This window comes from Nocardioides sp. dk884, from assembly GCF_009557055.1.
Taxonomy (GTDB): domain Bacteria; phylum Actinomycetota; class Actinomycetes; order Propionibacteriales; family Nocardioidaceae; genus Nocardioides.
In genome coordinates, this window is the sequence record NZ_CP045649.1 from 2,980,671 (window position 1) to 2,993,783 (window position 13,113).

At 72.9% G+C, this 13,113-nt stretch carries 11 protein-coding genes and 1 tRNA gene; 1 reads left to right on the forward strand and 11 read right to left on the reverse strand.

Going from position 1 to position 13,113, the window contains the following annotated elements:
- From prfA to argS, 9 genes are all read right to left on the reverse strand, one after another.
- A complete protein-coding gene (prfA, locus tag GFH29_RS14355; protein WP_153324502.1) occupies positions 1-1,074 on the reverse strand; it encodes a peptide chain release factor 1 in 1,074 nt (357 codons plus the stop codon).
- A gap of 127 nt (positions 1,075-1,201) precedes the next feature.
- Positions 1,202-1,417, reverse strand: a complete 216-nt coding sequence (gene rpmE / locus GFH29_RS14360) for a 50S ribosomal protein L31 (RefSeq protein WP_153324503.1) — start codon at positions 1,415-1,417, stop codon at positions 1,202-1,204.
- A gap of 180 nt (positions 1,418-1,597) precedes the next feature.
- Complete coding sequence (locus GFH29_RS14365) at positions 1,598-1,969, reverse strand: response regulator transcription factor (protein WP_153324504.1); 372 nt, start codon at positions 1,967-1,969, stop codon at positions 1,598-1,600.
- 152 nt (positions 1,970-2,121) lie between these two features.
- Positions 2,122-4,251 carry a transcription termination factor Rho gene (gene rho / locus GFH29_RS14370; protein WP_153324505.1) on the reverse strand — a complete coding sequence of 710 codons (2,130 nt, stop codon included), beginning with the start codon at positions 4,249-4,251 and terminating at the stop codon, positions 2,122-2,124.
- Between the two features lie 246 nt (positions 4,252-4,497).
- On the reverse strand, positions 4,498-5,406 hold the full coding sequence (gene thrB / locus GFH29_RS14375; protein WP_153324506.1) for a homoserine kinase: 909 nt from the start codon (positions 5,404-5,406) through the stop codon (positions 4,498-4,500).
- A 4-nt stretch (positions 5,407-5,410) separates the two neighbouring features.
- Entirely contained in the window at positions 5,411-6,481 is a 1,071-nt protein-coding gene (gene thrC, locus GFH29_RS14380) for a threonine synthase (protein ID WP_153325803.1), read from the reverse strand.
- Positions 6,482-6,486: 5 nt separating this feature from the next.
- Positions 6,487-7,815, reverse strand: a complete 1,329-nt coding sequence (locus tag GFH29_RS14385) for a homoserine dehydrogenase (protein WP_153324507.1) — start codon at positions 7,813-7,815, stop codon at positions 6,487-6,489.
- On the reverse strand, positions 7,815-9,212 hold the full coding sequence (lysA, locus tag GFH29_RS14390) for a diaminopimelate decarboxylase (RefSeq protein ID WP_153324508.1): 1,398 nt from the start codon (positions 9,210-9,212) through the stop codon (positions 7,815-7,817). The genes GFH29_RS14385 and lysA overlap by 1 nt, the downstream gene beginning before the upstream one ends.
- Before the next feature lie 4 nt (positions 9,213-9,216).
- Positions 9,217-10,896 (reverse strand): arginine--tRNA ligase, encoded by a 1,680-nt coding sequence (gene argS / locus GFH29_RS14395; protein WP_153324509.1) that lies wholly within the window; start codon positions 10,894-10,896, stop codon positions 9,217-9,219.
- 83 nt (positions 10,897-10,979) lie between these two features.
- On the opposite strand from argS, the gene GFH29_RS14400 reads away from it, so the two are divergent.
- Positions 10,980-11,052: transfer RNA gene (locus tag GFH29_RS14400), tRNA-Arg, on the forward strand.
- Between the two features lie 279 nt (positions 11,053-11,331).
- Here the strand turns inward: GFH29_RS14400 and GFH29_RS14405 are convergent.
- Both GFH29_RS14405 and GFH29_RS14410 read right to left on the reverse strand, forming a co-directional pair.
- Positions 11,332-12,252 carry an LCP family protein gene (locus GFH29_RS14405; RefSeq protein ID WP_153337326.1) on the reverse strand — a complete coding sequence of 307 codons (921 nt, stop codon included), beginning with the start codon at positions 12,250-12,252 and terminating at the stop codon, positions 11,332-11,334.
- The gene (locus GFH29_RS14410; protein ID WP_153324510.1) at positions 12,249-12,935 is read right to left on the reverse strand and encodes a hypothetical protein; all 687 of its coding nucleotides are present in this window, start codon (positions 12,933-12,935) and stop codon (positions 12,249-12,251) included. Before GFH29_RS14410 ends, GFH29_RS14405 begins: the two co-directional genes overlap by 4 nt.
- Positions 12,936-13,113: the final 178 nt, after the last annotated feature.

Here is a 13,113-nt window from a genome sequence, read left to right on the forward strand (position 1 = left end):
TCACTGCTCCAGCGCCTCGAGCCGGGTCGCGAAGTCGGCGTCGAGGCAGGAGCCGATGACCGGTCCGAGCGCGCCGTCCAGCACCTGGTCGAGGTTGTAGGACTTGTAGCCGGTGCGGTGGTCGGAGATCCGGTTCTCGGGGTAGTTGTAGGTGCGGATCCGCTCGGAGCGGTCGACGGTGCGCACCTGGCTGCGGCGGGCGTCGCTGGCCTCGGCCGCGGCGGCCTCCTGGGCGGCGGCGAGCAGCCGCGCCCGCAGGATCCGCATCGCCTGCTCCTTGTTCTGCAGCTGGCTCTTCTCGTTCTGACAGCTCACCACGATGCCGGTGGGCATGTGGGTGATGCGGACCGCGGAGTCGGTGGTGTTCACGCTCTGGCCACCGGGCCCGCTGGAGCGGAAGACGTCGATGCGCAGGTCGTTGTCGTCGATGTCGACCTCCACCTGCTCGGCCTCGGGCAACACCAGGACGCCGGCGGCGCTGGTGTGCACCCGGCCCTGGGACTCGGTGACCGGGACCCGCTGCACGCGGTGCACACCGCCCTCGAACTTCAGCTGCGCGTACGGCGCCTCGCCCGGCGCCGGGGTCCCCTTCGCCTTCACCGCGACCGTCACGGACTTGTAGCCGCCGAGGTCGGACGGAGTGGCGTCGAGCATCTCCACCTTCCAGCCCTGCGCCTCGGCGTACCGGGTGTACATGCGCAGCAGGTCGCCGGCGAACAGCGCGGACTCCTCGCCGCCCTCGCCGGACTTCACCTCGAGGATCGCGTCCTTGTCGTCGCCGGGGTCGCGCGGGACGAGCAGCCGGCGCAGCCGCTCCTCGGCGGTGTGGCGCTGCTCGGCGAGCGCGGTGACCTCCTCGGCGAAGGCCGGGTCCTCGGCGGCGAGCTCCCGGGCGGCCTCGACGTCGTCGCCGAGGCGCTGCCAGTCACGCCAGGTCGTCACGATCGCCGAGAGCGCGTGGTAGCGGCTGTTGAGCCGCTTGGCCAGGCGCGCGTCGGCGTGGGTCTCGGGAGCGGCCAGACGCTGCTCCAGGTCGGCATGCTCGGCGAGCATCCCCTCGACTGCCTCGAACACGACACTCCTCGACTGCACCACTGATCGAACTGACCGGGCCTGCGCGCGGCCCCGGGATCCGGGCGCGTGCCCGGGAAATGCAAGCACCGGTCGCCGCCCGAGGGCGACGACCGGTGCGTGGCGACAGCTACTTCTTGGCTGCCTTGGCGTAGCGGGCCTCGAAGCGGGCGACGCGGCCGCCGGTGTCGAGGATCTTCTGCTTGCCGGTGTAGAACGGGTGGCACTGCGAGCACACGTCGGCCTTGATCTGGCCCGAGGTCTCGGTGCTACGGGTGGTGAACGTCTCGCCGCAGGTGCAGGTCACCTGGGTCTCGACGTAGGTGGGGTGGATGTCCTTCTTCATGGTGTCCTCTCAGCCGCCGGGTCGCCGTCCGCGGGGTGCGGACCGGACGTGAACCGGAACCAGCACAGAAGTGTGCCACTGCAGCCAACGCAGCGGTAATCGGGACCATTCCCCGAACGACGTGCGCCGCGGGACCGTGCCGTGTCTGGTCGGTCACGCCGTCGCGGCCGCGCCCGTGGCCTAGACGACCCGGGCGAGCAGCGCCTCGACGCGCGAGGCGAGCTCGCGCGGGCTGAACGGCTTGGTGATGTAGTCGTCGGCGCCGGAGTCGAAGCCGTTCTCGACGTCGGACTCCTGGGCGCGCGCGGTGAGCAGGATGACCGGAAGGTCGGCCAGCACCGGATCGGCGCGGATGACGCGGATCGCGTCGAGCCCGGACACGCCCGGCATCATCACGTCCAGCACCGCCAGGTCGGGCCGGCTCGACCGGCAGGCGTCGACGGCTGCCTGGCCGTCGGCCACCGCCGTGATGTCGTGGCCGAGCGTGGACAGCTTGAACTCCACCAGCTCGCGGATGTCGACGTCGTCGTCCGCCACCAGGATCCGTGCCACGAGCAAACCCCCCCTGCAACTCTGCGGACACTGTCGAGCAGCCTATCGGGATCGGCGCGTCCGCGGGTCCGGACCGTCCAAGCCAGGAAGACCGCGTGAGGGGGCGGGCGGCACCTGGCCGCCCGCCCCCTCACGAGAGCGCGAGATCCGGCTCAGCTGCCGGAGCCCGACGAGCGCTGGAGCTTCATCAGCAGCTCCACGTTGCTCTGGGTGCTGCCCAGACGCTCGCGCAGCAGCTCGGCCGCCTCCTGCTCGCCCCGCTCGCCCAGCTCGCCGCGCAGCGTGGCGACGACGGCGGACTCCTCGGGGCTGAACAGCAGCTCCTCGTGGCGGGTGCCGGAGGCCGCGACGTCGATCGCCGGGAACAGCCGCTTGTCGGCGAGCTCGCGGCTCAGGTGCAGCTCCATGTTGCCGGTGCCGGTGAACTCCTCGAAGATCACCTCGTCCATCGCCGACCCGCTGTCGATGACAGCCGTGGCGAGGATGGTGAGCGAGCCGCCGTTCTCGATGTTGCGGGCCGCACCGAAGAACCGCTTCGGCGGGTACATCGCCGCAGCGTCCACGCCGCCGGACAGCATCCGGCCGCTCGCGGGGGTCGCGAGGTTGTAGGCGCGCGCGAGACGGGTGATCCCGTCGAGCAGCACCACCACGTCGTGGCCGAGCTCGACGAGCCGCTTGGCGCGCTCGATGGCCAGCTCGGCGACCACCGTGTGATCGGCCGGGGGCCGGTCGAAGGTGGAGGCGATGACCTCTCCCTTGACCGAGCGCTCGAAGTCGGTGACCTCCTCGGGGCGCTCGTCCACGAGCACCACCATCAGGTGGCACTCGGGGTTGTTCGCGGTGATCGAGGCGGCGACGGCCTGCAGCAGCGTCGTCTTGCCGGCCTTGGCCGGCGACACGACCAGCCCGCGCTGGCCCTTGCCGAGGGGCGCGGCCAGGTCGATGGTCCGCCCGATCAGGTTGTCCGCGCCGGTCTCCAGGCGCAGCCGCTCGGAGGGGTGGACGGGCGTCAGCCGCGAGAACTCCACGCGGTCCCGGGCCGACTCCGGGTCCGAGCCGTTGACGCTCTCGAGGCGCACCATCGGGTTGAACTTCTCCTTGCGCTCGCCCTCACGGGGCTGGCGCACCTGGCCGACGACCGCGTCGCCACGGCGCAGGCCGAACTTCCGCACCATCGACAGCGACAGGTAGACGTCGTCGGGGCCCGGCAGGTAGCCGGTGGTCCGCACGAACGCGTAGTTGTCGAGCACGTCGAGGATGCCCGCGGCGGGCACGAGCACGTCGTCCTCGAGCACCGTGGTGTCGGGCTCGTTGCGGCCGCTGACCGGGCGGTTGCGCTCGCGCCCCCGACGGCGTCGGTTGCGACCGCGACCCTCCTCGTCGTCGTCGTGCTGGTCGAGCTGACCCTGCTGCTGGCCCTGCCGGTCCTGCTGCTGCCGGTCCTGCTGACGGTCCTGCTGCTGCCGGTCCTGCTTGTCCTGGCGGTCCTGCTTGTCCTGGCGGTCCTGCTTGTCCTGGCGGTCCTGCTTGTCCTGGCGGTCCTGCTGCTGACGCGAGCGCTCGCCGCGCCCGTCCTTGCCGCCGTCCCGGTTGCCGTCCTTGCCGCCGTCGCGGCGGTTGCCGCCGTCGCGGATCGCGTCCTTCGAGCCGGTCTGGCCGGTCTGGCCGTCCTGCCCGGACTGGCCGCGGTCCTCGCGGGGGCGACGCTCGCGGCGCGGCTGCTCGGCGGGCCCGGACTGGTCGGGTGCGTCGCTGCGCTGCTCGGCGGGCGCCTCCTGGCGGGCCTCGGCCGCCTGGTCGCCCCCCTCGGCACGTCGCGAGCGGGTACGCCGCGGCGCGTCGGTCTCCATCCGCTGGTCCTCCTGCGGCGCCGCGGCCTGGGTGGCCTCGGCGCGCGGGGCCCCGGTCGGCGCCTCTGCCGGCGCCGCCGGCTCGGTCGGCTCCGCCGAGCGCGCCGCGGCCCGGCCGCGCGTGCGGGTGACCACGCGCGGCTTCTCCGCCGCGGCCTGCACGCCCGCCGGGGCGGCCGCGGGCTGGGCCGACTGGCCACTCCCCTGACCACTGGCCTGGCCGCTGGCCTGGCCACCCGCTTGGGCGGCCTTGATGGCGTCCACGAGCTGGGCCTTCTTCATCGTCCCCGCTCCGGGGATCCCGAGCCCGCCGGCCATCGCCTTGAGGTCGGCGAGGAGCAGGGAGTTGAGCCCGCCACCGCGCTTGCGCGCGGCGGCCGGCTGCTCGGAACCGGCAGGCGTCTCGGCCGGGGTGTCGTTGCTGTCGCTCACGTGAGGTCCTTCCCACGTTCAGTGCCGGGGCTCACGAGGAGCGCCGGCTGCTGGAGTCTGGTCCCCTCCACTGCCCGGGCGCACGATCGAAAGGACCCGGTGCGGATCGAACCGCGGAGACTCGGAGAGGGTCGCACCCGCGGTGCTTCCCCTCGAGGAGGTCGCGGCTGCCACGCCGTACAAGAGCGGCGCGCGGTCAGGCTACCACCGCGCTGCGGCGCCGTCCCGTGGGTGCCTCGGGCCGGCTCAGGCGGTGCGTACGCCCTCGGTGTCGACCGCCAGGTGCCGCACCGTCCAGCCCTGCGGGCACGCGGCGAGGAGGTCCTCGGTGCCGGGGACCTCGCGGCCCCCGCAGAACGCCAGCACCGTGGGCCCGGCGCCGGAGACGACCGCCGGGATCCCCCGGGCGCGCAGCCGGTCGACCAGGTCGAGGGAGGCCGGCATCGCCGGGCGGCGATAGTCCTGGTGCAGGTAGTCGCGGGTGGCCAGCAGCAGGTGCTCGGGGCGACCGGCCAGGGCCGCGACGAGCAGCGCGGCGCGCCCCGCGTCGGCGGCCGCCTCGGCGTGCGGGACCGTCTCCGGCAGCAGGCCGCGGGCCACCGAGGTGGTCACGCCGTCGGCGGGCACGAAGACCACCGCCGAGACCCGCGGGTCGACCGCGGAGGCGACCGCCCAGAAGGCGCCGTCCTCGTGCCCGGAGATCACGAACCCGCCGTAGAACGCCGGGGCGACGTTGTCGGGGTGCCCCTCCAGGTCCGCGGCCAGGCGGAACAGCGCGTCGTCGTCGAGCAGCAGCGAGCCGCCCGCGACCAGTGCGCGCGCCAGCGTCACGCCGCCGACGATCGCTGCGGAGGAGGAGCCGAGCCCGCGCGCGTGCGGGATCACGTTGCGACACGAGAGTCGCAGCCCCGGGGGCTGCGCCCCCATCGCCGCGAACGCCGCGCGCATGGCGACCACGACCAGGTGCGACTCGTCGCGCGGTACGCCGCCCGCTCCCGCGCCCTCCACCTCGACGACGAGCCCCGAGGCGAGCACCTCGGCCTCGAGCTCGTCGCGCAGGTCCAGGGCGAGACCCAGGGCGTCGAAGCCCGGGCCGAGGTTGGCCGACGTGGCCGGCACCGAGACCCGCACGGGGCCCTCGACGAAAGTGACCACGTGCTCAGGCGAGGCCTGCGGCCTGGGCCGCAGCGGTGACGTCGGCGTCGACGACCGTGTCGACGAGCGGGCCGAAGCCCTCGAGCGCGGTGGCGGTGTCCTTGAGGCCGTGGCCGGTCACCGTGATCACGACGCTGGCGTCGGCGTAGGAGACCCCGGCCGCGAGCTGCTGGAGCAGCCCGGCGACGCCGGCCGCCGAGGCGGGCTCGACGAACACGCCGTCGCGGCAGGCCAGCTCGCGCTGGGCGGCGAGGATCTGCTCGTCGGTGACCGACTCGAAGCAGCCGCCGGACTCATCGCGCGCGGCCTCGGCGAGGTGCCAGGACGCGGGGTTGCCGATCCGGATCGCGGTGGCCTTGGTCTCGGGGTCAGCGACGGGCGCGCCGTTGACCAGCGGCGCCGCGCCGGCGGCCTGGAAGCCGCGCATCACGGGCTTGCGGGTCGCCCGGCCGAGCGCGGCGTACTGGTTGTAGCCGAGCCAGTAGGCCGAGATGTTGCCCGCGTTGCCGACCGGGAGCAGGTGGTAGTCGGGCGCGTCGCCGAGGAAGTCCACGATCTCGAACGCCGCGGTCTTCTGGCCCTCCAGACGGACCGGGTTGACGGAGTTGACCAGCGCGACGGGGTACTCGTCGGCGAGGCCGCGCGCCATCGCGAGGCAGTCGTCGAAGTTGCCGCGCACCATGATCACCTGGGCGCCGTGCAGGATGGCCTGGGCCATCTTCCCGGCGGCGATCTTGCCCTCGGGGACGAGGACGAGCGGCTTGAGGCCGGCCTTGGCGGCGTACGCGGCCATCGCGGCGGAGGTGTTGCCGGTCGAGGCGCAGACCACCGCCTGGGCGCCCTCGTGCTTGGCCACCGAGATCGCCGCGGTCATGCCACGGTCCTTGAAGGAGCCGGTCGGGTTGGAGCCCTCGACCTTGAGCCAGACCTCGCCCTGGGTGAGCCCGGAGAGCCATGCGGAGTGCACCAGCGGGGTGCCGCCCTCACGCAGCGTGACGGCGGGGGTCCCCTCCGGGATGTCGAGGAGGTCGCGGTACTCCTCGATGACGCCGCGCCACTGGTGGGTTGCTGCCATGGTGCTCACTCCGACTCTCCTTCGACCCGCATCACTGAGGTCACGTCCCTGACGATGTCCATGCCGCGCAGCGTCTCCACGGTGCCGGAGAGCTGCGCATCGGTCGCCTCGTGCGAGACCACGACGAGCTGGGCGTCGAGGTCGCGGCCCTCCTGGCGGACCGTCTGGATCGAGACGCCGTGGTCGGCGAAGGCGGTCGCGACCGAGGCCAGCACACCGGCACGGTCCTCGACGTCGATCGCGACGTGGTAGCGGGTGCGGGCCTCCCCCATCGGGAGCACGGCGCGGTCGGCGTACGCCGACTCCCCCGCACCGCGGGTGCCGGCGAGCAGGTTGCGCGCGACCGTCACCAGGTCGCCGAGCACGGCCGACGCGGTGGGCGCGCCACCGGCGCCGGGACCGTAGAACATCAGCTGCCCGGCGGCCTCGGACTCCACGAAGACCGCGTTGTAGGCCTCGCGGACCGAGGCGAGCGGGTGCGAGCGCGGGATCATCGCGGGGTGCACGCGCACCGACACCGCGTCGTCGCCGCCCTCGGTCGGGATCAGCTCGCAGATCGCGAGCAGCTTGACGACCGCGCCCATGTCGCGCGCGGAGGCCACGTCGGCGGACCTGACCTCGGCGATCCCCTCGCGGTAGACGTCGGCGGCGGTGACCCGGGAGTGGAAGGCCAGCGAGGCGAGGATCGCGGCCTTGGCAGCGGCGTCGAAGCCCTCCACGTCGGCGGTCGGGTCGGCCTCGGCATAGCCCAGCTCCTGGGCCTCCTGCAGCGCCTCCTCGAACCCCGCGCCGGAGGTGTCCATCTTGTCGAGGATGTAGTTGGTGGTGCCGTTGACGATGCCGAGCACCCGGGTGACCCGGTCGCCGGCGAGCGACTCGCGCAGCGGGCGCAGGATCGGGATGGCGCCGGCCACGGCGGCCTCGTAGTACAGGTCGCGCCCGGCCTTGGCGGCCGCCTCGAACAGCGTCGGGCCGTCCTCGGCGAGCAGCGCCTTGTTGGCGGTGACGACGCTGGCGCCGTTCTCCAGCGCGGCGAGGATCAGCGAGCGGGCAGGCTCGATGCCGCCGATGACCTCGACCACCAGGTCGACGTCGTCGCGGGCCACGAGCGCCTGGGCGTCGGTCGTGAGGAGGTCCTCGGGGACCTGCACCTCACGCGGCGCGTCCAGACGGCGCACCGCCACGCCCACGAGCTCGACCGGCGCGCCCACGCGCGCGGCCAGGTCCACGGCCTGCTCCTGGAGCAGGCGCACCACCTGCGAGCCCACGGAGCCGCAGCCCAGCACGGCCACCCTCAGGGCGTCGCCCTTCCGGTCAGCCTGACGAAACTCCATCACTGATCACCCACGTCGGTTGCCAACAAGTCGTCCTCAGTCTCGCGGCGCACGACCACGCGCGCCGACCCGTCCCGCACAGCGACCACCGGGGGCCGCAGTGCGTGGTTGTAGTTGGAGGCCATCGAGCGGCAGTACGCGCCGGTGCCGGGGACCGCCACCAGGTCGCCCGGGGCCACGTCGGCGGGCAGGAACTCGTCCTTGACGACGATGTCGCCGGCCTCGCAGTGCTTGCCCACGACCCGGGCCAGCGCGGCCGGCGCCGCGGAGGCGCGCGAGGCGAGGGTGCAGGAGTAGTCGGCGTCGTAGAGCGCCGTGCGGATGTTGTCGCTCATGCCGCCGTCGACCGAGACGTAGGTGCGCACCGCGCCACCGTCGAGATGCACCTGCTTGACGGTGCCGACCTCATAGACCGTGCACATCGCGGGCCCGACGATCGCGCGACCCGGCTCGATGGACAGGTGCGGCTCGGCGATCCCGAGGGCGCGGCACTCGTGCTCCACGATCTGGGTCATCTCCGCGGCCAGCTTGTCGGGCCGCGAGGGGTCGTCCTGGGTCGTGTAGGCGATGCCGAAGCCGCCGCCCAGGTCCATCTCGGGCAGCGCGACGCCGAGCTCGGTGGCGATCCGGGCGTGCAGGGCGAGCACCCGGCGCGCGGCGACCTCGAACCCGGAGGAGTCGAAGATCTGGCTGCCGATGTGGCTGTGCAGGCCGCGTGCCTCGAGGCCCGGGGCGGCGAGCACCCGGCGTACCGCCTCGAGGGCGTCGCCGGAGGTGATCGAGAAGCCGAACTTCTGGTCCTCGTGGGCGGTGGCGATGTACTCGTGGGTGTGCGCCTCGACCCCGGCGGTCACGCGCACCATCACCCGGACGCTCGCGCCGAGCTCCTCGGTGATCGCGGCCAGCCGGTCGATCTCGGTGAAGGAGTCCACGATGATCCGCCCGACGCCCAGGCGCACGGCGCGGGTCAGCTCGGCGACGGACTTGTTGTTGCCGTGGAACCCGACGCGCTCCATCGGGACGCCGCCGCGCTCCGCGACGGTCAGCTCGCCGCCGCTGCACACGTCGAGGAAGAGCCCCTCCTCGGCCACCCAGCGGGCGACAGCGGTGCTCAAGAACGCCTTGCCGGCGTAGTAGACGTCGTAGGCCGCGAACGCGTCACGGAAGGCGCGGGCGCGGGCCCGGAAGTCCGCCTCGTCCAGGACGTACGCCGGGGAGCCGTGCTGCGCGACCAGGTCGGGCAGAGCCACCCCGCCGATCTCCAGCACCCCGTCGACCTTGCGCGCGGTCGAGGACCACAGCGGGGCGACGAGCTCGTTGGCGTCGGCGGGCGGGCGCAGCCAGGACGGACCGCGCAGGGCGCCGGGCGCGTGCGCCCACCCTGCCTCGTGGGTCACTCCCTCACATCCGTTCCGGGGCGGAGACGCCGAGCAGGCCGAGGCCGTTGGCGAGCACCGTGCGGGTGGCGGCCACGAGCACCAGGCGGGCCTGGTTGACCGGACCGGCCGGCTCGTCGCCCTGCGGGAGCATGCGGCACTCGCGGGTGTCGTACCACTTGTTGAACACCGAGGTCATGTCCTCGAGGTAGCGCGCGACGCGGTGCGGCTCGCGCAGCTCGGCGGCGCTGGCCACCACGCGGGGGAACTCCGCCAGCGCACGCAGCAGCCGGCCCTCGTACTCGTGGGTGAGCAGCGAGGGGTCGAAGCCCTCGGTCGGGTCCGCAGGGATGCTCATGCCGAGCTGGCCGGCGTTCTCCATCATCCGGCAGGTGCGGGCGTGGCCGTACTGCACGTAGTAGACCGGGTTGTCGGCCGAGGCCCGGGTGATCTCGGCGACGTCGAGGGTCAGGGGGCTGTCCGCGGGGTAGCGCGCCAGGGAGTAGCGCAGCGCGTCCACGCCGATCTCCTCGACCAGCTCGTTGAGCGTGACGATCGTGCCGGCGCGCTTGGACAGGCGCATCTCCTCGCCGTCGCGCAGGATCTTCACCATCTGCCCGATCAGCACGTCGAGGGTCTTGTCCGGGTCGTCACCGACGCATGCCGCCATCGCGCGCAGCCGGCCGACGTAGCCGTGGTGGTCGGCGCCGAGCAGGTAGATGCAGTGGTCGAAGCCACGGGCGCGCTTGTTGAGGTAGTAGGCGGTGTCGGAGGCGAAGTAGGTGAGCTCGCCGTCGGACTTGATGAGCACCCGGTCCTTGTCGTCACCGAAGTCGGTGGTGCGCATCCACAGCGCCCCGCCGTCCTCGAAGACGTGGCCCAGGCCCTTGAGGCGCTCCAGGGTCTCCGGGACCTCGCCGCCGGAGTGCAGGCTGCGCTCGGAGAACCACACGTCGAAGTGGGTGTTGAACAGGTCGAGCTGCTCGCGCTGCTCGGCGAGCTGGAGCTCATAGCCCTTCTCGCGCACCGCCTCGAGGCGCTCGGCGGCGGGCAGCTCGAAGATGCCGGGCTGGGCCTCGCCGACCTTGCGGGCCAGGTCTTGGATGTAGGCGCCGGCGTAGCCGTCGGTCGGGGTCGGCTCGCCGAGGGCCGCGGCGACGATCGAGGCGGCGAAGTGGTTCATCTGCACGCCGCGGTCGTTGATGTAGAACTCGCGGGTCACGTCGGCGCCGGCCGCGGACAGCACCCGGCCGATCGCGTCGCCCAGGACCGCCCAGCGGGTGTGGCCCAGGTGCAGCGGCCCGGTCGGGTTGGCGGAGATGAACTCGACGTTGATCTTGTTGCCGGCGAGCGTCTGGGTCGTGCCGTACGCCGACCCCTCGGCCACCACCTGGGCGGCGACGACACCCTGGGCGGCGGCGCCCACGGTGATGTTGAGGAAGCCGGGGCCCGCGATCTCCACCGCGTCGATGCCGTCGACCGTGCGCAGCTGCTCGGCGAGCAGCTCGCCGAACGCCCGCGGGTTGGTGCCGGCCTTCTTGGCCAGCTGGAGGGCCACGTTGGTCGCGTAGTCGCCGTGACCCTGCTGACGCGGTCGCTCCACCGTCACCGATCCGGGTACCCCGTCGGGAAGCGACACCGAACCGGCTGCCACCAGGGTCCGGAGGGCGTCGATGATGCTGGAGGAGAGCTGCTCAGGAGTCACCCCGCAAGGGTATCGGCGGGTCCCGGTTTCCGCTCAGGCAGGTTCGGCGGGTAGTGTCCCGACTCGCATCGCCGCGATGCGTTGCCTCCGTAGCTCAGGGGATAGAGCACTGGTTTCCGGTACCAGGTGCCGCAGGTTCGAATCCTGCCGGAGGCACAGAACGCCACGAGGCCCCGACCATCTGGTCGGGGCCTCGTCGCATGTCCGCCCCCTCCGCGCCGACCCGGCGCGAGTGGTTCCGCGAGCCGGCGCCAATGGTTGGCCGAGCCGGCGCGAGTGGTTGCGCGAGTCGGCGCGAGTGGTTGCGCGAGTCGGCGCCAATGGTTGGCCGAGTCGGCGCCAATGGCGGCGAAGGTCTCGACTCGACCGTCAGAAGTCTCGACTCGACCGGTCAGGACTCTCGATTCGACCGTTCGGGCCGCGGCGCGCGCGGGCTCAGCAGCGATCGATGGTGGCGTCCTGGCGGGCGTCGTCGCCGTAGCGGCGGGCGGTGGCGACGTCGGGGAGCACCACGGAGGCGCTGCCGACGTTGCCGATCGAGCCCTGCAGCACGCAGGTGCTCACCTTGGCCGGGTCGACCGAGGCGACCGCCTGGCCCAGGCGGAAAAGCTCCGCCGGCGGGAGGTCGGTGTGCATGTGCTGGAGCACGCTGAGCACCCCGCGCTCGATGAAGCCCGGCTCCGCGGCGCGGGCGCGCACCGTGCGGTGGATGCCGCGCAGCACCCGCTGCTGGTTCGCGGAGCGACCGAAGTCGCCGCTCGGCAGCGTCTTGCGGATCCGGGCGAACGCCATCGCGTCGTAGCCGTTGAGCTTGACCTTGCCGGCCTGGAAACCCTGGGGCTTGAGGTTCTCGTCGTTGAAGTAGAAGGGGTTGTCGACGGTGATGCCGCCGATGTCGTCGACCATGTCCTCGAAGAACGGGAAGCGGGTCACGAACACGTAGTCCGGCTGCACGCCCACGAGGTCGCCGACGGTCTCCCCCATCAGCTGCGGGCCGCCGAAGGTGAGCGCGGCGTTGACGCGGTTGGACCCGAACCCGGGGATCGAGACCCAGGAGTCGCGCGGGATGCCGATGGAGGTGGCCGCGCCGGTGCGGGTGTTCATGCCGACCAGCTGGATCGCGTCGGCGCGGGTGCGCAGCATGTCCTCGCCGGGGCGCATGTCCGAGCCGAGCGCGAGGATCCAGACCGTCTCGGGGTCGACGTCGACCGCCCCGGCCCGGTCGACCTTGACCAGCTCGACCTCACGGGTGTGCACCGAGGAGTCCGGCACCAGCACCAGGGAGACCGCCAGCACCGCGCCCAGCGTGAGCGCGCGCAGGCCGCGGGAGAGACGGGAGCGGATCGGGGTGCTCATCGGCGGGCCCCCTTGTCGCTCGAGTTCTCGGTCTGCTTGTCGGTCTGCTTGCCACCTGGCGTGAGCGTCGCCCGCGACACGTCGTACCCGAACACCTTCCAGCCCTTCTTCGTCGGGGTGAGCATCAGGCGGCCGCGGACCAGGTCGGTACGGCGCACCTCGCCGTCGGTGCGGAAGCGCACCAGGAACCGTGCCGTGGCCCCCACCGGCCGCCCGCCGGGGGCGAGCACGTCGACCTGCAGCACCCGGCGCGTCGCACGCACCGAGTCGACCCGGTCGCCGATCGCGACGTTGGTCAGCAGCCCGCGATCACGCGCCGCACGCCGCATCGCATCCCGGGTGAAGTCGCGCAGCGCGACCGCGTAGTCGGCGGCGTCGCCGCGCGGCCACTCGCCCCCGACGTACGCCGCGTCGATCCAGCCGTCCACGACCTCGGCGACCGACTCCTTCACCTGGGCGCGGCGGCGCGCGTCCAGGTCGCCGGCGACCCGCCCGATCGAGACCTTGGTCGCCACCGTGGGGGTGTCCCCGGCCGCGGAGGAGCCCTGGCCGTCGGGCTCGCTCTCGTCGTCCCCGCTGCAGGCGGCGACGCCGAGCACGAGGGCCGCGCTCAGCGAGGCGGCGGCGAGTCGTCGTGCGCGCGTCGGGGGGTGGCCCGTGGTCGGTCGTGCTCCTCGATTCACCGCCCGGACTCTACCGAGGCGGCCGGACGGTCGTCGCATCCAGTGATCGTTCCCAGCCCCCTGTCAGGCTCGGGAGGTGTGCCGCTGGCAACACCGCGACCGAAACATGGTCCTCAACACTGCGCCGCACCGTCGGGGGGTCTAGCCTTGACTCCCGGAAACCCACCCACGCGCGCTC